Source organism: Enterobacter cloacae complex sp. IR5384, assembly GCF_049237265.1.
In the GTDB taxonomy this organism is placed as follows: domain Bacteria; phylum Pseudomonadota; class Gammaproteobacteria; order Enterobacterales; family Enterobacteriaceae; genus Enterobacter; species Enterobacter cloacae.
In genome coordinates this window covers 123,123-142,530 of sequence record NZ_JBMKHJ010000008.1, presented here as the reverse complement: position 1 = coordinate 142,530, position 19,408 = coordinate 123,123, and the positions used below count along the sequence as shown (strand labels likewise).

The window sequence follows — 19,408 nt, the reverse complement described above, 5'->3', positions numbered from 1 at the left end:
AGAACATCATGGGCAAGTTTAAGTTTCCCTCCGCTTACACCATTCTCTTTTTTCTGATTGCCGTCGTGGCCGTGCTGACATGGATTATTCCGGCCGGACAGTACCATATGGCAATGAACGAGGCGCTCGGCAAGGACGTGCCGGTTGCCGGGACCTACGCGCACGTGGCGGCCCACCCGCAGGGGCTGGTTTCCGTACTGATGGCTCCCATTGCCGGGCTGTACGATCCGGAGTCCGGCCAGGCCGGGGCGATCGACGTAGCGCTGTTTATCCTGATCATCGGGGGATTTCTCGGGATCGTCACCAAAACCGGGGCGATCGACGCCGGGATCGAGCGCGTCACCACGCGATTACGCGGGCGTGAAGAGTGGATGATCCCGATCCTGATGGCGCTGTTCGCCGCAGGCGGCACCATCTACGGCATGGCCGAAGAGTCACTGCCGTTCTACACCCTGCTGGTGCCGGTAATGCTGGCCGCCCGTTTTGATCCGGTTGTCGCGGCCTCCACCGTGTTGCTCGGCGCGGGGATCGGCACGCTCGGCTCTACCATCAACCCCTTCGCCACGGTGATCGCCGCCAACGCCGCCGGGATCCCCTTCACCAACGGGATCGCCCTGCGCGTGGCGCTGCTGGTCATCGGCTGGATCATCTGCGTGGCCTGGGTAATGCGTTACGCCCGTAAGGTGCGCCAGGATCCGTCTCTCTCCATCGTCGCAGACAAACAGGAAGAGAACCGTGCCCATTTCCTCGGTAACAAAGACGCACAGACGCTGGAATTTACCCCGGTACGCAAAATCATCCTGGTCATTTTCGCCCTCGCCTTCGCGGTGATGATTTACGGCGTGGCGGTGCTGGGCTGGTGGATGGCGGAGATCTCGGCGGTGTTTCTCGCCAGCGCTATTATCGTGGGGCTTATCGCCCGCATGAGCGAAGAGGAGCTGACCTCAACGTTTATTAACGGCGCACGAGATTTGCTGGGCGTCGCGCTGATTATCGGCATCGCCCGCGGTATCGTAGTCATCATGGATAAGGGCATGATTACCCACACCATTTTGCACAGCGCGGAAGGGCTGGTCAGCGGGTTATCCACGGTGGCGTTTATCAACGTGATGTACTGGCTGGAGGTGGTGCTGTCGTTTCTTGTGCCTTCTTCATCCGGCCTGGCCGTTCTGACGATGCCGATCATGGCACCGCTTGCCGATTTCGCTAACGTCAACCGCGACCTGGTAGTCACGGCTTACCAGTCAGCCTCCGGTATCGTTAACCTGGTGACGCCCACCTCCGCGGTGGTTATGGGCGGGCTGGCTATCGCCCGCGTGCCCTATGTGCGCTACCTGAAATGGGTGGCGCCGCTGCTGGGGATACTCACGGTGGTGATCATGGTGGCGTTAAGCCTGGGGGCAGTGTTGTGATGTTTTGACGTTGTAGGCCCGGTAAGCGTAGCGCCACCGGGCGTTTTGTTTCAGCCACTTACATGGGAAATAGTTATGACGGAATATGGTGATTACTCTCCAAAAGAACAGCTACAGCTGACGGTCTGTCAGCGCCTGATCGCAGAAAAGAGCTATCTCTCCCAGGAAGAGATTCGCCGCGATTTGCAGGAGCGTGGTTTTGAGACCATCAGCCAGTCCACCGTTTCACGTCTGCTCAAGTTGCTTGGTGTCATAAAAATTCGAAATGCCAAAGGGCTAAAGATTTATTCGTTGAATCCTCTTCTGCGCCCTGCCCCCGACGCCGCGCGTACCGTTTCCGAAATGGTGGTCAGCGTGGAGCATAATAGCGAATTTATCCTTATTCATACCGTGGCCGGATATGGCCGCGCGGTGGCGCGCATTCTGGATTATCACCAGTTACCGGAAATTTTAGGCGTGGTTGCCGGAAGCAGTATTGTCTGGGTCGCCCCCCGGGTGGTGAAACGTACCGCGCTGGTGCATAAGCAAATTAATTATTTACTCAGAACGCATAAATATTCATAAAGAACCGTTTGCATTGAGTAAAGCGTGCATTAAATTGCTTGATCCGGACATCGGGGTGCGTATAATGCCCGACAATTTGCCGGGAGGAAGCATGGTCAAGCGTGTTCGACATAACGTCTTACCGCGTCTGAAATCAGACGCTGGCCTGCCGTTTTTCTTCCCGTTGCTAAACCTATTCCCAGAGCCCCTCATTTGAGGGGCTTTTTTTTGCCCGGCGTCAGGAGATAAACATGAATCCGCTTTATCAAAAACACATCATTTCCATAAACGACCTCAGCCGCGAAGAGCTGGAACTGGTTCTGGAAACCGCGGCAAAACTGAAGGCCAATCCGCAACCGGAGCTGCTGAAGCACAAGGTGATTGCGAGCTGCTTCTTTGAAGCGTCGACCCGCACCCGCCTCTCCTTTGAAACCTCCATGCACCGCCTGGGCGCGAGCGTGGTGGGCTTCTCAGACAGCAGCAACACGTCGCTGGGTAAAAAAGGCGAAACCCTGGCGGATACCATTTCAGTGATCAGCACCTACGTTGACGCGATTGTAATGCGCCACCCGCAGGAGGGCGCGGCCCGTCTGGCGACCGAGTTCTCCGGCGGTATTCCGGTGCTGAACGCCGGTGACGGTGCCAACCAGCACCCGACGCAAACCCTGCTGGATCTGTTCACCATTCAGGAGACCCAGGGCCGTCTGGAAAACCTGAACATCGCCATGGTAGGTGACCTGAAATATGGCCGCACGGTTCACTCCCTGACCCAGGCGCTGGCGAAATTCAACGGCAACCGCTTCTTCTTCATCGCTCCGGACGCGCTGGCGATGCCACAGTACATTCTCGACATGCTGGATGAAAAAGGCATTCCGTGGAGCCTGCACGCCAGCATCGAAGAGGTGATGGGCAACGTGGATATTCTGTATATGACCCGCGTGCAGAAAGAGCGTCTGGATCCGTCCGAGTACGCCAACGTGAAGGCGCAGTTTGTGCTGCGCGCCAGCGACCTCGAGGGCGCGCGCGACAACATGAAGGTGCTGCACCCGCTGCCGCGCATCGATGAGATCACCACAGACGTGGATAAAACGCCGCACGCCTGGTACTTCCAGCAGGCCGGAAACGGCATCTTCGCCCGCCAGGCGTTACTGGCACTGGTTCTGAATCGCGAATTGGCTCTGTAAGGGGAAACGACAATGACACACGATAACAAACTCCAGGTTGAAGCCATCAAACGTGGCACCGTGATTGACCACATCCCTGCGCAGGTCGGCTTTAAGCTGCTGACGCTGTTCAAACTGACCGAAACCGACCAGCGCATCACCATTGGCCTGAACCTGCCGTCAGGCGAAATGGGCCGCAAGGACCTGATCAAGATCGAGAATACCTTCCTGACCGACGAGCAGGTTAACCAGCTGTCGCTGTACGCGCCGGACGCCACCGTTAACCGCATCGACAATTACGACGTGGTGGGCAAATCACGCCCAAGCCTGCCGGAGCGGATTGAGAGCGTGCTGGTTTGCCCGAACAGCAACTGCATCAGCCACGCGGAGCCGGTCTCCTCCAGCTTCGCAGTGAAAAAACGCGCCGATGACATCGCACTCAAATGCAAATACTGCGAAAAAGAGTTTTCTCATTATGTGGTGCTGGCCAACTAATTGAGGTTGGTAAAGGATCCCGGCCTCCCTATAATGGCCGGGACTCTTAAATCAGCTGTTATTCTGGAGAAATCATGACCAAAGTACTCGCGACGGAAAATGCACCAGCGGCTATCGGCCCATACGTTCAGGGCGTTGATCTGGGTAGCATGATTATTACCTCTGGCCAGATCCCGGTGAACCCGAAGACCGGTGAAGTGCCAGCCGACGTAGCGGCGCAGGCGCGTCAGTCGCTGGAAAACGTGCAGGCGATCGTGGAATCCGCAGGCCTGAAAGTGGGCGACATCGTGAAAACCACCGTTTTCGTGAAAGATCTGAACGATTTCGCCACCGTTAACGCTACTTATGAAGCATTCTTCACCGAGCATAACGCCTCTTTCCCGGCGCGCTCCTGCGTGGAAGTGGCTCGTCTGCCAAAAGACGTGAAAATTGAAATCGAAGCGATTGCCGTACGTCGCTGATTGATAGCAGCAGAGAATGGGCGGCTTCGGCTGTCCATTTTTTTTGGTTATTTTTCCTCTCACCACAGCATGACCTTCCCCACCCGCCATTAATAACATCACCCTGCGTATTTATTATTAATGGACTAACAATGAAATTATCAAAGATTGCCCTTGCGATGGCGACCCTGACCGTTGCCTCATCCGCTTTAGCGCACGGATATATTGAGTCTCCTGCCAGCCGCGCTTATATGTGCAAGCTCGGTCAAAACATTGACTGTGGCTCCGTTCAGTATGAACCGCAGAGCGTGGAGAAAACCTCCGGCTTCCCGGGCGGTGCGATGCCGCCAGACGGCCAGCTTGCCAGCGCGGGGATTGCGAATTACTCCCAGCTGGATAAACAGAGCCTGAACGCGTGGACGAAAAGCCCCATGACCGCTGGCCCGCATGAGTTTGTCTGGTATCACACCGCGCCGCACAAAACCACCAACTGGCGTTACTACATCACCAAACAAAACTGGGATCCGAATAAACCCCTGACCCGCGATCAGTTTGAATTAACCCCGTTCTGTACCGTGAATGGAAATGGACAGGCCCCCGCGATGCGCAAAGCCATGACCTGTAATGTACCTGCGCGAACGGGTTACCAGGTGATTTATGGCGTCTGGGAAATAGCGGATACCTCGAACAGTTTCTACCAGGCCATTGACGTTGATTTTGGTAACGGCGGCAATGTTACCCCGGATGACGGTGCCAGCATCGAATCAGAGTGGAGCAAGGTCCTCAGCGGCCAGATTGCAGGAAATAACCTGAACGTCGGCGATAAGGTCATTGCCCGCTTCTTCGATGCGCACGGTGAAGTGACGTCCCTGCGCACAGAAATAACGATCGCCACGGCCGCGCAGGGGGATGCCAACCAGTGGTCGTACGATCTGGCGCAGAAAATTAACACCGCGCACCAGGACATTCGCGTCGGCGTGAAGGATGAGGGCGGCGAGATTAGCCCGGTCCATGGCGCGAACAGCGTCTTCGTCAAAGAGGGCAGCGCCCTGCAGTCCGTTGCGATTTCGTACGAAGAGCAGAAGGCAGAGGTCAATGAAACCATCGCCGTCAGCAATTTGCACTACAGCAAAATCGAGAACGGCAATGCGACCGTCACCTTCCATGTGAATACTCACGGTAACGTCGATTTCGAAGCCCACGTCATGAACCATCACGGGGCGGAAAAAGGGTACCTGAAGCAGGAGATGAACAACGCGAATCAGGACGTCACCCTGACGCTGACCGGCGTTGAGGCGGGTCACCTCATGCTGAAGTACTACGCCACCAATAAAGACGGCACGCTGTTTGCGCAGGATGTGCTGAACCTGATGCTGGAAGAGGAAGCCGCGGCGGACAACAGCACCGGTCAGCATGATTACATCTTCCCGGATAACATCGCGTCGTACAAAGCAGGCACCGTGGTGCTGCAGCCAAAAGACGGTAAGACCTACCAGTGTAAGCCTTTCCCGTACAGCGGCTACTGCGTGCAGTGGAGCAAGTATGCGACCCAGTTTGAGCCGGGCACCGGTTCACACTGGAAAGAGGCGTGGGTGCTTAAGCACTGAGTCGTCTGATCCCTCACCCCGGCCCTCTCCCAAAGGGAGAGGGTGTATTAATTCCCTCTCCCCCTGGGAGAGGGTTAGGGTGAGGGGGTCTACTGATTCCGCGTCGCGCGCAGCAGCGTCTCCAGCGGGTACACCGCCGCAATCACCACTTCGTCCTGAACCTTCGCCGCGTTATCCAGCTCGCTCTGAATTGAGGCGATCTCTTTATCGTCCAGCGTGCCCTGACGCGCCACCAGATCGGTGAGCCTCAGGCCAATCGAGGCCAGCTTGTCCACCTCCTGAATCACCGGCTTGATCGCCTTCAGCTGATAGCTGTTTTCACTCAGTGCCAGCGCGTCGCTGGTATTGCTCTGCCAGCGGTTAAACACATGGCGCAGCGCGTCGGCACTTTCGGTATCCTCGGCGTCGCTCACCAGAAGGTCGGCCCATTTGTTCATCTGGCGCACGGTGGCGCTTTCAGCGTTCAGCGCATCCGCGAAGCGGTTGAGCGGCTCAAACTGATGGTAGTTTCCGGCCTGGAATTTGAGATGCTGACGGGTGTAATACTGCGCAGGCTCCACCGCCTGGGCGAGGATTTGCAGCGGCAGCGTATCGGCATTCCCGGCAAGGCGCGTGAACTGCACCTGCTGCTGGGTGTGCTGCTGCAGCCCGACCGAGACCGTCGACCAGCTGTCCATCGCCTGCAGGCGGGTGTACATGTTGTCGACATCGGTAACATCCTGCGCGGACCATAACCGCTCCGCCACCGCAAAGGTACGCGGCCACAGACGGATATCCAGCACCGGCGCCACCACGTTTTCCGCCCACAGCGCGGCTTCTCCGCCAAGCAGATTAACCTGATGCGCGATATCCGGCACCACCGGCGGAGTGCCTTTAGGGACCTCATCCAGACGCGTGCCGCTGATCGGGTAGCGGACATTCCCCACCAGGAAATAACCCGTGAGCTTATCGTTATCAACCGACACCACCGGGCGCGTTTCGCCCATCCAGGTATCAACGGTAAACGTCACCTGATTGTCATCGCGCCACGCAATGTTATCCACCGCGCGGCGGGACTTGCCGGCAAAATCAATAAATCCGCGCCAGCCGGACTCCCCTTTCACCAGCGTAAAGCTGCCTTCGACCGGCTTGCCTTTCAGACGCGGCATGGAGAAGGCCCAGCTCTGGGCGCTATCGGTGTCGGCTATCACGTCCACGCCGTTTAAAGCCTGCGGCACGATCTCATTGCGGTAGTGGTAAGCGGTGGACTGCGGCTGATCGAGATAGAAGCCCGTCGAGAGGATCCCTTTGTAGCCGTTCTGCGCCACCTCCCCCAGCGCATCCTGCCCCTGCCAGGACTGGATCAGAATGCTTTTGGGCAGATCGGGATGGTAGATCTCATCCCAGCCCACCATCTGCCGGTGGTGTTTTTCAAGGATCGTTTCCAGCTTGCGGTTGAAATACGCCTGCAGCGCGTGGCTGTCCGCCAGCTTGTGGTCGCGCATAAACTGCTGAATGGCTGGATTCGCTTTCCACTGGCTGTCGTCCACCTCATCGCCACCGATGTGCAGATAAGGATCCGGGAAGATCGCCGCCAGTTCGCTGACCATCGCGTCAGCAAAGGCGTAAGTGGCCTCTTTGGTCGGATCCAGCACCGGCTTTAAGACTCCCCAGTGGCGCTCCATTTCGTACGGCCCCGGCGCGCTCATCAGCGCCGGGTAGGCCACGGCAATGGCCGAGGCGTGGCCCGGCATATCGATCTCCGGCACCACGCGAATGCCGCGCTCGGCAGCATAGCGGACAATCTCGCGCATCTGCTCTGGCGTGTAGAAGAGCCCGTCGCTGGCAAGCTGGGTCAGCTTAGGATAGCGCTTTGAGCTGAAACGCCAGCCCTGATCGTCGGTTAAATGCCAGTGCAGCACGTTGAGTTTTGCCGCGGCCATACCGTCGATCTGGCGTTTGATATCCGCCAGCGGGATAAAGTGGCGCGCCGAGTCCAGCAGCAGCCCGCGCCACGGGAAGCGCGGGGAATCTTCAATGGTCACCCACGGTACAGAGGTGTTTTCCGCGCCGTTTTGCACCAGCTGGAGCAGCGTTTCCATGGCACGCAGCGCGCCGAAACGGGTATTGGCGGAGATATCCACCCCGTTGGCATCCACCGTCAGCTTGTAGCTTTCGTCGCTGTCCGGCAGCGGCTGCGGCTTCACTTTTATGGCGATGGCAATGCGGATGGTCGGTTTTTCGGGTTTGTCGGCCTGCGGCTGCAGCGTCCAGCCGGTTTGCAGGGCAATGCGCTGGCGCAGGCGGTTAACGGCGTCACCGAGATCGTCTCCGCTGACGCTTACGGAGAGTTGATTATTAAGCACCAGCGCGCCCTGAGTGGTCGGGCGTTCAACCTTCGCAGGCCAGGGCATCAGGGGAAGATCGCCTGCCGGGGCGGCAAACGCAGACGCGCCGAACAGCAGCCCGGCGGTTAAGAGGCTGTACCGTAACATGAATGTTCCTTATCTGACGGGCCAAATATCCCCGTCATACTTCAAGTTGCCTGTGCGTTGGCTGCACTCGTTCACCCCGGTCACTTACTTATGTAAGCTCCCGGGGATTCACTCCCTTGCCGCCTTCATGCAACTCGAATTATTTAGGGTATAAAGGCAAAACATTCTGGTAACATGCGCTCAATTTGTCGTCAAGCGAATGCGCCGACGGAGATCACAGGTTGTTGAATTTGAGAGGAAAGCCAGTCCCCTCACCCCGGCCCTCTCCCCAAAGGGGAGAGGGTTAGGGTGAGGGTATGTTTTTACTGCCACCCATACCGACGCGCATAAAACCCTTTCACCATCTGCGTCAGCACCATATAGCCCGCGAGGATCGCCACCAGCCACGGGAAGTAGCTCAGCGGTAAGGCCTGCAGCTGCAGGTAGCTGGCCAACGGTGAGAACGGCAGCGCAATGCCGAGCGCCATCACAATCCCCGTCATCACAATCAGCGGCCAGGCGGCACGGCTCTGGATGAACGGAATACGACGGGTGCGGATCATATGCACAATCAGCGTTTGCGACAGCAGCCCCACCACGAACCAGCCGGACTGGAACAGGGTCTGATGTTCCGGCGTATTGGCGTGGAACACAAACCACATCAGGCAGAAGGTCAGGATGTCAAAGATGGAGCTGATCGGGCCAAAGAAGAGCATAAAACGCCCCAGATCCGCCGGGTTCCAGCGCTGCGGCTTCTGGATCTGCTCGTCATCGACGTTATCAAACGGGATGGCGACCTGAGAGACATCGTACATCAGGTTCTGGATCAGCAGATGCAGCGGCAGCATCGGCAGGAACGGCAGAAACGCGCTCGCCACCAGCACGCTGAAGACGTTACCGAAGTTGGAGCTGGCGGTCATTTTGATGTATTTCAGCATGTTGGCAAAAGTCCGACGCCCTTCGATCACGCCCTCTTCCAGCACCATCAGGCTCTTTTCCAGCAGGATGATGTCTGCCGCTTCGCGGGCGATGTCCACCGCCCCGTCCACGGAGATGCCAATATCCGCCGCACGCAGCGCGGGCGCGTCGTTGATGCCGTCGCCCATAAAGCCCACCACGTGCCCTTCGCGACGCAGCAGGGTGACAATACGCTCTTTATGCATCGGCGTCAGGCGGGCAAACAGCGTGGTGTGCCGGGCAAGCTGAGCCAGCTCGTCGTCACTGAGGTGTTCGATATCGCTGCCTACCACCACGTCACCCGCGTCCAGCCCCACTTCGTGGCATACTTTGGCGGCCACCAGCTCGCTGTCGCCGGTAAGAATTTTCACGGTGATCCCGCTGGCCTTCAGCGCTTTCAGCGCCGGAGCGGTGGTCTCTTTCGGCGGATCGAGGAATGCGATATAACCCTCGAGGATCAGATCGGATTCGTCGATACGCTGATAGTCCCCCTCGCGCGCAGGCAGGAATTTGCTCGCCACCGCCACCACCCGCAGCCCCTGACGGTTCAGGTTATCCGTGACGCGTTTGATGCGGCGCAGCATGGTGTCGTCCAGCGGCACGATGTCGCCGTTGTAATGCACCTGGGTGGAAACATTGAGGATCTCCTGCAACGCGCCTTTGCAGATCAGCTGGTGCACATCCGGCTGCTCGCTGACCACCACCGACATCCGGCGGCGCTCAAAATCGAACGGGATCTCATCCACCTTCTGCCAGCGGCCAGAGAGTGAGCGGGCAGACTCTTCATCCACCCCTTCCAGCACCGCAACATCGAGCAGATTTTTCAGCCCGGTCTGGTAGTGGCTGTTCAGCCAGGCGCTGTGCAGCACGCGTTCGCTGGTTTTACCGGCGATATCGGTGTGGTTCTCCAGCACGATTTTATCCTGCGTCAGCGTGCCGGTTTTGTCGGTGCAGAGAATGTCCATCGCGCCAAAGTTCTGAATGGCGTCGAGGTGTTTGACGATTACCTTCTGTTTTGACAGCTTCACCGCCCCGCGCGCCAGGGTGGAGGTGACAATCATCGGCAGCATTTCCGGCGTTAAGCCAACCGCCACGGAGAGCGCAAACAGCGCGGCTTCCCACCAGTCGCCTTTGGTGTAGCCGTTGATCAGCAGCACAATCGGCGTCATCACCATCATAAAGCGGATCAGCAGCATGCTGACGCGGCCAATCCCTTTCTGGAACGCGTTCGGCTCGCTCTCCTGCTCTGTCACACGTCCGGCAAGCTGACCAAACCAGGTATTGCCGCCGGTGGCGGTGACAATCGCCTGCGCCGTGCCGCTGACCACCGTGGTGCCCATAAAGCACAGGGTGTCGCACTCAAGCGGGTTCATCTGCTGCGGATCGCGGCTCCGCGCCACCTTTTCCACCGGCAGGGACTCCCCGGTGAGCGAGGCCTGGGCCACGAACAGATCGCGCGCCTGGATGATGCGTAAATCCGCCGGGATCATATCCCCGGCGGCGAGCTTCACCAGATCGCCCGGCACCAGTTGGTCGATGGGCAGTTCGACCCAGGCGTTTTCACCCAGATCGTTAATGACTCGCGACACGGTCGCGGTGTTGCTGACCATCGCCTTCAGGGCATCCGCCGCTTTGGTGGAGCGCGCTTCCTGGATAAAGTTCAGCAGCGTGGAGATCCCCACCATCAGGGCGATAACGCCCGCGGCAAACAGATCTTCAGTGGCATAAGAGATAATGCCCAGCACCGTCAGCAGCAGATTGAAGGGGTTGCGGTAGCAGATCCACAGATGCACCCACCACGGCGCCGGTTTTTGCGCCGGGATAAGGTTATCACCATGCACGGCCCGGATTTTTTGCACTTCAGCCGCATTCAGCCCTTCCGGGTGTCCGTTAAAGGCACGCCAGACTTCGTTCTCATCCATCGCCGCCACGTTGAGGCAACGCTCGGTCAGGCTGGCGGGAATAGTGGCGCCGGAGAAATTTTTGCCGTTTGGCAGTGGATCGCGCTGAACCAGACGGTGTGGCAGATGGCGGCTCAGCAGCGCCTGCAACTGCCGGGTGATATTTTTAAACATAGTCATTCCCCCGCATCCGCCAGGGCGGACGCAGTCATTCCTGCAGGCGTGGCAAAGCCGTACCTGACAGGCACTTAAATTTTCAAGCAGGAACGTTCAGAACGTTGCTGCCTCACATCACCGGTGAGACAGCACAAGGCTGGCTTACCGGAAAGAAGGGGTTCTCCTGGTCAGGAGAGGTGTGGGATCGGGATCCATGTCGCCTCCGGTAAGTAAAAATAAGGGGTACGCCGCGCAGTATAAGGATTTAACCGTACCCTAAGCGGCGCGTCGGGCGGTATTATACCCACCCTCAAATAAACCGAACGTAAACCAGACTTTGCCCATAGCGAATTAGCGCTATAGCATTAGGCTCATTTGACACCGTTATCGTTGTTACAGGGAATACAGCATGCAAAACCGCCTTACGATTAAAGACATTGCGCGTTTAAGCGGCGTGGGGAAATCCACCGTGTCGCGCGTGCTGAACAACGAGAGCGGTGTCAGCGAACGCACGCGCGAGCGCGTCGAGGCGGTGATGAATCAGCACGGGTTTTCCCCTTCCCGTTCCGCACGGGCCATGCGCGGACAGAGCGATAAAGTGGTCGCCATTATTGTCTCGCGTCTGGATTCCCTCTCTGAAAACCTCGCCGTACAGACCATGCTGCCCGCCTTCTATGAGCAGGGTTACGATCCAATCATGATGGAGAGCCAGTTCTCGCCACAGCTGGTGGAAGAGCATCTGGGGATGCTGGCGCGACGCAACATCGACGGGGTGGTCCTGTTTGGCTTTACCGGCATTAAAGAGGAGATGCTCAAACCCTGGCAACCCTCGCTGGTCTTGCTGGCACGCGATGCCCACGGATTTGCGTCCGTCTGCTATGACGATGAAGGGGCGATTATTACCCTGATGCAGCGCCTGTACGATAAAGGCCATCGTCATATCAGCTATCTTGGCGTACCGCACGCGGACGTCACCACCGGCAAACGCCGTCACGAAGCCTATCTGGCGTTTTGCAAAAAGCACAACCTCTCTGCCGTGGCTTCCCTGCCCGGGCTTGGCATGAAGCAGGGATATGAACAGGTCGCCAGCGTGCTGACCCCGCAGACCACCGCGCTGGTGTGCGCGACCGATACCCTGGCGCTGGGTGCGAGCAAATATTTACAGGAACAGCGCATCGACGAGCTGCAGGTTGCCAGCGTAGGCAGTACCCCGCTGATGAAGTTCCTGCACCCGGAGATCATCACCGTCGATCCGGGCTACGCTGAGTCCGGCCGTCAGGCCGCCGCACAGCTGATTGAGCAGATCAACGGGCGCGCAGAACCCCGCCAAATCGTCATTCCCGTCCATCTTTCATAACCGCCATAAATCGGTTTATTGTGATCTTCGCCCGATTTCGGGAACGTTCCCATTTTCGCCGTCCCGCTGAAGGAGTAGGCTTGCGCTCAGGTCATTACACCCCTCCCATCTGTCATGAGGTTTCATGATGAGTAAAGTCAAACAAGCAGATATCGATCAGCTGATCGTCCTGGTGGGCGGTCGCGAAAACATCGCGACGGTCAGCCATTGCATTACCCGCCTGCGCTTCGTGCTGAACGATCCGGCCAAAGCCAATCCGAAAGCGATTGAAGCGCTTTCGATGGTGAAAGGCTGCTTCACCAACGCCGGGCAGTTCCAGGTGGTTATTGGTACCGAAGTGGGCGATTACTATCAGGCTCTGCTCGCCACTACCGGGCACAACGCGGCAGATAAAGAGCAGGCCAAAAAGGCCGCGCGCCAGAATATGAAATGGCACGAGCAGCTTATCTCCCACTTCGCAGAGATCTTCTTCCCGCTGCTGCCGGCGCTGATCAGCGGGGGCTTAATTTTAGGCTTCCGTAACGTCATCGGTGATGTGCCGATGAGCGACGGCAAAACCCTGGCGCAGATGTACCCGGCGCTGAAAACCATTTACGACTTCCTGTGGCTGATTGGCGAAGCGATCTTCTTCTATCTGCCGGTGGGGATTTGCTGGTCCGCCGTGCGTAAAATGGGCGGTACCCCGATTCTGGGTATCGTACTCGGCGTAACGCTGGTCTCTCCGCAGTTAATGAACGCTTACTTACTTGGCCAGCAGGCGCCGGAAGTGTGGAACTTTGGCCTGTTCACCATCGCCAAAGTGGGCTATCAGGCGCAGGTTATCCCGGCACTGCTGGCGGGTCTGGCGCTGGGCTTTATTGAGACGCGCCTGAAACGCATCGTGCCAGATTACCTCTATCTGGTAGTGGTGCCGGTCTGCTCGCTGATCCTGGCGGTGTTCCTGGCGCACGCCTTTATCGGTCCGTTTGGCCGCATGATCGGCGACGGTGTGGCCTTTGCCGTCCGTCACCTGATGACCGGCAGCTTCGCGCCGATTGGTGCCGCGCTGTTCGGCTTCCTGTACGCCCCGCTGGTGATCACCGGCGTACACCAGACCACGCTGGCGATTGATATGCAGATGATCCAGAGCCTTGGCGGCACGCCGGTCTGGCCGATTATCGCGCTGTCTAACATCGCTCAGGCATCTGCCGTAACGGGCATTATTCTGGTCAGCCGTAAGCATAACGAGCGTGAAATTTCCGTTCCGGCCGCCATCTCCGCGTATCTCGGGGTCACCGAACCGGCGATGTACGGTATCAACCTGAAATACCGCTTCCCGATGCTCTGCGCCATGATCGGCTCGGGTCTGGCGGGTCTGGTGTGTGGTCTCAACGGCGTGATGGCAAACGGCATCGGCGTTGGTGGCCTGCCGGGTATTCTCTCCATTCAGCCCGCCTTCTGGCAGGTGTTTGCCCTGGCGATGGCCATCGCGATCATCGTCCCTATGGCGCTCACCACCGTGGTTTACCAGCGTAAGTTCCGTCAGGGCGCGCTGCAGATTGTTTAACTTCATCTTTCGGGGCGCAGTTGCGCCCCTTCGCATTTGCAGGAACGCATTATGAATACCCTTCCTCACTGGTGGCAGAACGGAGTCATCTATCAGATTTACCCAAAAAGTTTTCAGGACACGACCGGCAGCGGCACCGGCGATTTGCGCGGCGTGACGCAGCGGCTGGACTACCTGAAAACCCTCGGTATTGACGCCATCTGGCTGACGCCGTTTTACATCTCCCCGCAGGTGGATAACGGCTACGACGTGGCGAATTACACCGCCATCGACCCGGCGTACGGCACGCTGGATGACTTTGACGAGCTGGTCGCCCGGGCGCATGAACGCGGCATTCGCATCGTGCTGGATATGGTGTTTAACCACACGTCAACCCAGCACGCCTGGTTCCGTGAATCACTGAATAAAGCCAGCCCGTACCGCCAGTTTTATATCTGGCGCGACGGCACGCCGGAGCAGCTTCCCAACAACTGGCGCTCCAAATTCGGCGGCAACGCCTGGCGCTGGCACGCCGAGAGCGAGCAGTATTATCTGCACCTCTTCGCCCCGGAGCAGGCGGATCTCAACTGGGAGAATCCGGCCGTGCGCGCTGAACTGAAAAAGGTGTGCGAGTTCTGGGCCGATCGCGGCGTGGACGGCCTGCGTCTGGATGTGATTAACCTGATTTCGAAAGACCAGGCTTTCCCGAATGACGATATTGGCGACGGTCGCCGCTTCTACACCGATGGGCCGCGCATTCATGAATATCTCCAGGAGATGAGCCGCGACGTCTTTACGCCGCGTAATCTGATGACGGTGGGCGAGATGTCCTCCACCTCGCTGGAGAACTGCCAGCAGTATGCGTCTCTCGACGGGCGCGAGCTGTCGATGACCTTTAACTTCCATCATCTGAAGGTGGATTACCCCGGCGGCGAAAAATGGACGCTGGCAAAACCGGATTTCGTGGCGCTGAAAACCCTCTTCAACCACTGGCAGCAGGGGATGCATAACAAAGCGTGGAACGCGCTGTTCTGGTGTAACCACGATCAGCCGCGCATTGTGTCGCGCTTTGGCGATGAAGGCGAATACCGCGCACCGGCGGCGAAGATGCTGGGCATGGTGCTGCACGGGATGCAGGGCACGCCGTATATCTATCAGGGTGAAGAGCTTGGCATGACCAACCCGCACTTCAGCCGCATCACCGATTACCGCGACGTGGAAAGCCTGAACATGTTCGCCGAACTGCGGGCTAACGGCCGCGATCCGAACGAACTCCTGGCGATTCTGGCGAGTAAGTCGCGCGATAACGGGCGCACGCCGATGCAGTGGGATGCCTCGCACAATGCGGGTTTTACCGAAGGTGAGCCGTGGATTGGCGTCTGCGACAACTACGAGACGGTCAACGCCCGCGCGGCGCTGGACGATCCTGATTCGGTGTTTTATACCTACCAGTCGCTGATTCGCCTGCGCAAAACCCTGCCGGTGCTGACGTGGGGCGATTATCAGGATCTGCTGCCGGAACATCCGTCCCTGTGGTGTTATCGCCGCCAGTGGCAGGGGAAAACCCTGGTGGTGGTGGCTAACCTCAGCCATCAGTCTCATGAATGGGAATCTGATGTTCTCAGCGGTGAGTGGCAGGCCGTCATGAGTAATTACCCGGCCCCACATACCGCCACGCTACGTCCGTTTGAAGCCGTCTGGTGGCTACAGGCGTAATCTCCCGCCGGGCGCGACAGCAGCGCCCGGCTTACTTTACTGTTTTTGTTGAATAATTAATCAGATTTTTCCTTTGCGGATTTACATTCGCTCCAGCGCCCGCCGTTTGTACTCTCGTCTTTTTACTTTGTTCTGAATCAAAAAAATCGCAAACATGTTTGATGCAAATCACTATATGTAGCACTTAAAATGCTGGCCGACCCAACATCTTGTATTTATCGTCTACTATTCCAACAACAACACGGCGACTCCGCTCTCCGGGATTGTGGATAACAAGGGTCGGGAACGCGGGAAGTCATTGGGCTGGCTGATAATCCACCCGGTGCATACTTCCCCACCTCTGTGGATAACCTGTTTTTAAAATGGAGTGATCATGACACCGCATGTGATGAAACGTGATGGCTGTAAAGTGCCGTTTAAATCAGAGCGCATTCAGGAAGCCATTCTGCGTGCAGCTAAAGCAGCGGGAGTCGATGACGCAGATTACTGCGCCACCGTCGCAGACGTCGTTAGCCGCCAGATGAACGAACGCAGCCAGGTGGATATCAGCGAGATCCAGACTGCGGTTGAGAACCAGCTGATGTCTGGTCCTTACAAGCAGTTAGCGCGCGCTTATATTGAGTACCGCCACGACCGCGACGTCCAGCGTGAGAAGCGCGGTCGTCTGAATCAGGAAATCCGGGGTCTGGTCGAGCAGACCAACTCCGCCCTGCTCAATGAAAACGCCAATAAAGACAGCAAGGTGATCCCGACCCAGCGCGACCTGCTGGCCGGTATCGTGGCTAAACACTACGCCCGTCAGCATCTGTTGCCGCGCGACGTGGTGTCGGCGCACGAGCGCGGAGAGATCCACTACCACGATCTCGACTACTCGCCGTTCTTCCCGATGTTTAACTGCATGCTGATCGACCTCAAAGGCATGCTGACCCACGGTTTTAAAATGGGTAACGCCGAGATTGAGCCGCCGAAGTCTATCTCCACGGCGACGGCCGTCACGGCGCAGATTATCGCCCAGGTCGCGAGCCACATTTACGGCGGCACCACCATTAACCGCATTGATGAAGTGCTGGCCCCGTTTGTTACCGCCAGCTTTAAGAAGCACCGTAAAACGGCGGAAGAGTGGCAGATCCCCGATGCTGACGGCTACGCCCATTCCCGCACCGAGAAAGAGTGCTATGACGCGTTCCAGTCGCTGGAGTACGAGGTAAACACGCTGCATACCGCGAATGGTCAGACGCCGTTTGTCACGTTCGGCTTTGGTCTGGGAACCAGCTGGGAGTCGCGTCTGATTCAGCAGTCCATTCTGCGTAACCGTATCTCCGGTCTTGGCAAAAACCGCAAAACGGCGGTGTTCCCGAAACTGGTGTTCGCCATCCGCGACGGCCTGAACCATAAGTTTGGTGACCCGAACTACGACATTAAACAGCTGGCGCTGGAATGCGCGAGCAAGCGCATGTATCCGGACATTCTGAACTACGACCAGGTGGTGAAAGTCACCGGTTCGTTTAAAACCCCGATGGGCTGTCGCAGCTTCCTCGGCGTGTATGAGGACGAAAATGGTGAGCAGGTGCATGACGGCCGCAACAACCTGGGCGTGATCAGCCTGAACCTGCCGCGCATCGCGCTGGAAGCTAAAGGAAATGAAGACGCCTTCTGGGCGCTGCTGGATGAGCGTTTACAGCTGGCGCGTAAAGCGCTGATGACCCGCATCGCCCGTCTGGAAGGGGTCAAGGCACGCGTGGCACCGATCCTCTATATGGAAGGGGCCTGCGGCGTGCGTCTGAAAGCAGACGACGACGTGTCTGAGATCTTCAAAAACGGTCGTGCGTCGATCTCGCTGGGCTATATCGGCATTCACGAAACCATCAACGCCCTGTTTGGCAACACGCATATGTATGACAGCGACGCGCTGCGCGAGAAAGGCATCGCCATTGTTCAGCGCCTGCGCGATGCCGTTGACCAGTGGAAAGAAGAGACCGGCTACGGCTTTAGCCTGTACAGCACGCCGAGCGAAAACCTGTGTGACCGTTTCTGCCGTCTGGACACCGCCGAGTTCGGTATTGTGGAAGGGGTGACTGATAAAGGTTACTACACCAACAGCTTCCACCTGGACGTGGAGAAAAAGGTTAACCCGTACGACAAGATTGACTTTGAAGCGGCTTATCCCCCTATCGCCAGCGGCGGCTTTATCTGCTACGGCGAATACCCGAACATCCAGCACAACCTTAAAGCGCTGGAAGACGTGTGGGATTACAGCTATCAGCACGTGCCGTATTACGGCACCAACACGCCTATCGACGAGTGCTACGAGTGCGGCTTTACCGGCGAGTTTGAGTGTACCAGTAAAGGCTTTACCTGCCCGAAATGCGGCAACCACGATGCGGCCCGCGTATCGGTAACCCGCCGCGTGTGCGGCTATCTTGGCAGCCCGGATGCGCGTCCGTTCAACGCCGGTAAGCAGGAAGAGGTGAAACGCCGCGTGAAGCATTTAGGGAATGGGCAGATCGGGTAAGTTCCGTGTTCTCCCCCTCACCCTAGCCCTCTCCCTCAAGGGAGAGGGAACTCTTCCCCCTCTCCCCGTGGGAGAGGGCCGGGGTGAGGGCATCAGCGCGCATACATTCTCTGGACATTTCTATGCGATATCACCAGTACTACCCCGTCGACATCGTTAACGGCCCCGGCACCCGCTGCACTCTTTTTGTCTCAGGCTGCGTGCACGAATGCCCTGGCTGCTACAACAAAAGCACCTGGCGGCTCAATTCCGGCATGCCGTTTACTGCCGAGGTGGAAGACCGGATCATTAACGACCTCAACGACACCCGCATCAAACGCCAGGGAATTTCGCTCTCCGGCGGCGATCCGCTGCATCCGCAAAACGTGCCGGAGATCCTGAAGCTGGTAAAACGCATTCGCCGCGAGTGCGCAGGAAAAGATATCTGGGTCTGGACGGGCTATAAGCTGAACGAGCTGAACGCGCAGCAAAGGGAAGTGGTGGATCTGATTAACGTGCTGGTCGACGGCAAATTTGTACAGGATTTAAAAGACCCGGCGCTTATCTGGCGCGGCAGCAGTAACCAGGTTGTGCATCATTTGCGCTGAACGCTATAGCCGTTTGTTAGCATCGTGATACACGGTTAATTTCTCTCTTTTCCCAATAGCGATGACAACTACCGTTACCACGTTGTCCTGAACCTGATAGACCAAACGGTAACCCTGGGATCTGAGTTTTATTTTGTAGCAATCAGGCAGATTATGCAGACGGGCCGATTCGATCCGGGGGTTTACCAACACCCCGGCAAGTTTCTTCCTGAACTGCTTTTTTACAGTCTCCCCCAGCTTGCTCCACTCTTTTAACGCCCTCGGGTCAAATTCCAGTTCATAAGTTATCCAGACTAACCTTAATTCCCTTTTGCGGATTAGCCAGTCGCTCCCGGACTGTCTGTATCAGCGCATCTTCGCTGTCGCTAATCGTGACCGTTTTCACCGGCATGCGCCCCGTCTCCGCAACGTACTGAAAAAGGAGTCGCACGGCTTCTGTTGGGGTGATATTGAGTTTTTCCAGCACGGCATAAGCCTCGTTTTTGAGTTTGTCATCCAGACGGACGTTAAGCGTAGCCATTATGCCTCCAGGCGAATCGAATGTGTAATGCAGTTTAGCATTACATTCGCATTACATCGAATTC

The 19,408-nt window shown here is 57.4% G+C and carries 16 protein-coding genes; 12 read left to right on the top strand and 4 right to left on the bottom strand.

What is annotated here, in order from left to right; all coding sequences use genetic code 11:
* Positions 1-8 precede the first annotated feature (8 nt).
* From ACOTX3_RS09755 to gbpA, 7 genes are all read left to right on the top strand, one after another.
* On the top strand, positions 9-1,412 hold the full coding sequence (locus tag ACOTX3_RS09755; protein ID WP_029883481.1) for a YfcC family protein: 1,404 nt from the start codon (positions 9-11) through the stop codon (positions 1,410-1,412).
* Positions 1,413-1,487: 75 nt separating this feature from the next.
* Positions 1,488-1,976 (top strand): arginine repressor, encoded by a 489-nt coding sequence (locus tag ACOTX3_RS09750; RefSeq protein ID WP_058678891.1) that lies wholly within the window; start codon positions 1,488-1,490, stop codon positions 1,974-1,976.
* A 91-nt stretch (positions 1,977-2,067) separates the two neighbouring features.
* Complete coding sequence (locus ACOTX3_RS09745) at positions 2,068-2,172, top strand: pyrBI operon leader peptide (protein WP_022646880.1); 105 nt, start codon at positions 2,068-2,070, stop codon at positions 2,170-2,172.
* Positions 2,173-2,206: 34 nt separating this feature from the next.
* A complete protein-coding gene (gene pyrB / locus ACOTX3_RS09740) occupies positions 2,207-3,139 on the top strand; it encodes an aspartate carbamoyltransferase (protein WP_014830458.1) in 933 nt (310 codons plus the stop codon).
* A gap of 12 nt (positions 3,140-3,151) precedes the next feature.
* Entirely contained in the window at positions 3,152-3,613 is a 462-nt protein-coding gene (pyrI, locus tag ACOTX3_RS09735) for an aspartate carbamoyltransferase regulatory subunit (RefSeq protein WP_013095364.1), read from the top strand.
* Between the two features lie 74 nt (positions 3,614-3,687).
* Positions 3,688-4,074: a 2-iminobutanoate/2-iminopropanoate deaminase gene (ridA, locus tag ACOTX3_RS09730; protein ID WP_006810315.1), complete on the top strand. Its 387-nt coding sequence runs from the start codon at positions 3,688-3,690 to the stop codon at positions 4,072-4,074.
* Positions 4,075-4,205: 131 nt separating this feature from the next.
* Positions 4,206-5,660 (top strand): N-acetylglucosamine-binding protein GbpA, encoded by a 1,455-nt coding sequence (gene gbpA, locus ACOTX3_RS09725; RefSeq protein WP_058678892.1) that lies wholly within the window; start codon positions 4,206-4,208, stop codon positions 5,658-5,660.
* 89 nt (positions 5,661-5,749) lie between these two features.
* Here the strand turns inward: gbpA and ACOTX3_RS09720 are convergent, their stop codons facing one another.
* Positions 5,750-8,134, bottom strand: a complete 2,385-nt coding sequence (locus tag ACOTX3_RS09720; RefSeq protein WP_421631606.1) for a beta-N-acetylhexosaminidase — start codon at positions 8,132-8,134, stop codon at positions 5,750-5,752.
* 302 nt (positions 8,135-8,436) lie between these two features.
* Complete coding sequence (gene mgtA / locus ACOTX3_RS09715; protein ID WP_045292444.1) at positions 8,437-11,145, bottom strand: magnesium-translocating P-type ATPase; 2,709 nt, start codon at positions 11,143-11,145, stop codon at positions 8,437-8,439.
* Between the two features lie 391 nt (positions 11,146-11,536).
* Here mgtA and treR point away from each other — a divergent pair, with 391 nt between their 5' ends.
* From treR to nrdG, 5 genes are all read left to right on the top strand, one after another.
* Positions 11,537-12,484 (top strand): trehalose operon repressor TreR, encoded by a 948-nt coding sequence (treR, locus tag ACOTX3_RS09710; protein ID WP_048971362.1) that lies wholly within the window; start codon positions 11,537-11,539, stop codon positions 12,482-12,484.
* Positions 12,485-12,611: 127 nt separating this feature from the next.
* Positions 12,612-14,030 carry a PTS trehalose transporter subunit IIBC gene (treB, locus tag ACOTX3_RS09705; protein WP_038420863.1) on the top strand — a complete coding sequence of 473 codons (1,419 nt, stop codon included), beginning with the start codon at positions 12,612-12,614 and terminating at the stop codon, positions 14,028-14,030.
* 51 nt (positions 14,031-14,081) lie between these two features.
* Positions 14,082-15,725 (top strand): alpha,alpha-phosphotrehalase, encoded by a 1,644-nt coding sequence (gene treC / locus ACOTX3_RS09700; protein ID WP_058678894.1) that lies wholly within the window; start codon positions 14,082-14,084, stop codon positions 15,723-15,725.
* A 373-nt stretch (positions 15,726-16,098) separates the two neighbouring features.
* A complete protein-coding gene (gene nrdD, locus ACOTX3_RS09695; protein WP_013095357.1) occupies positions 16,099-18,237 on the top strand; it encodes an anaerobic ribonucleoside-triphosphate reductase in 2,139 nt (712 codons plus the stop codon).
* A 122-nt stretch (positions 18,238-18,359) separates the two neighbouring features.
* Positions 18,360-18,824, top strand: a complete 465-nt coding sequence (gene nrdG, locus ACOTX3_RS09690) for an anaerobic ribonucleoside-triphosphate reductase-activating protein (protein WP_058651169.1) — start codon at positions 18,360-18,362, stop codon at positions 18,822-18,824.
* Positions 18,825-18,827: 3 nt separating this feature from the next.
* On the opposite strand, the gene ACOTX3_RS09685 is transcribed toward nrdG, so the two are convergent.
* Together ACOTX3_RS09685 and ACOTX3_RS09680 are read right to left on the bottom strand one after the other, a co-directional pair.
* Positions 18,828-19,112 (bottom strand): type II toxin-antitoxin system RelE family toxin, encoded by a 285-nt coding sequence (locus ACOTX3_RS09685; protein ID WP_038985641.1) that lies wholly within the window; start codon positions 19,110-19,112, stop codon positions 18,828-18,830.
* Positions 19,102-19,344 (bottom strand): type II toxin-antitoxin system RelB/DinJ family antitoxin, encoded by a 243-nt coding sequence (locus ACOTX3_RS09680; RefSeq protein ID WP_058651171.1) that lies wholly within the window; start codon positions 19,342-19,344, stop codon positions 19,102-19,104. Before ACOTX3_RS09680 ends, ACOTX3_RS09685 begins: the two co-directional genes overlap by 11 nt.
* Positions 19,345-19,408 lie beyond the last annotated feature (64 nt).

Coding starts and splice junctions, on each gene's coding strand:
- ACOTX3_RS09755 (WP_029883481.1), top strand. CDS start 9: ATGGGCAAGTTTAAGTTTCCCTCCGCTTACACCATTCTCTTTTTTCTG.
- ACOTX3_RS09750 (WP_058678891.1), top strand. CDS start 1,488: ATGACGGAATATGGTGATTACTCTCCAAAAGAACAGCTACAGCTGACG.
- ACOTX3_RS09745 (WP_022646880.1), top strand. CDS start 2,068: ATGGTCAAGCGTGTTCGACATAACGTCTTACCGCGTCTGAAATCAGAC.
- pyrB (WP_014830458.1), top strand. CDS start 2,207: ATGAATCCGCTTTATCAAAAACACATCATTTCCATAAACGACCTCAGC.
- pyrI (WP_013095364.1), top strand. CDS start 3,152: ATGACACACGATAACAAACTCCAGGTTGAAGCCATCAAACGTGGCACC.
- ridA (WP_006810315.1), top strand. CDS start 3,688: ATGACCAAAGTACTCGCGACGGAAAATGCACCAGCGGCTATCGGCCCA.
- gbpA (WP_058678892.1), top strand. CDS start 4,206: ATGAAATTATCAAAGATTGCCCTTGCGATGGCGACCCTGACCGTTGCC.
- ACOTX3_RS09720 (WP_421631606.1), bottom strand. CDS start 8,134: ATGTTACGGTACAGCCTCTTAACCGCCGGGCTGCTGTTCGGCGCGTCT.
- mgtA (WP_045292444.1), bottom strand. CDS start 11,145: ATGTTTAAAAATATCACCCGGCAGTTGCAGGCGCTGCTGAGCCGCCAT.
- treR (WP_048971362.1), top strand. CDS start 11,537: ATGCAAAACCGCCTTACGATTAAAGACATTGCGCGTTTAAGCGGCGTG.
- treB (WP_038420863.1), top strand. CDS start 12,612: ATGAGTAAAGTCAAACAAGCAGATATCGATCAGCTGATCGTCCTGGTG.
- treC (WP_058678894.1), top strand. CDS start 14,082: ATGAATACCCTTCCTCACTGGTGGCAGAACGGAGTCATCTATCAGATT.
- nrdD (WP_013095357.1), top strand. CDS start 16,099: ATGACACCGCATGTGATGAAACGTGATGGCTGTAAAGTGCCGTTTAAA.
- nrdG (WP_058651169.1), top strand. CDS start 18,360: ATGCGATATCACCAGTACTACCCCGTCGACATCGTTAACGGCCCCGGC.
- ACOTX3_RS09680 (WP_058651171.1), bottom strand. CDS start 19,344: ATGGCTACGCTTAACGTCCGTCTGGATGACAAACTCAAAAACGAGGCT.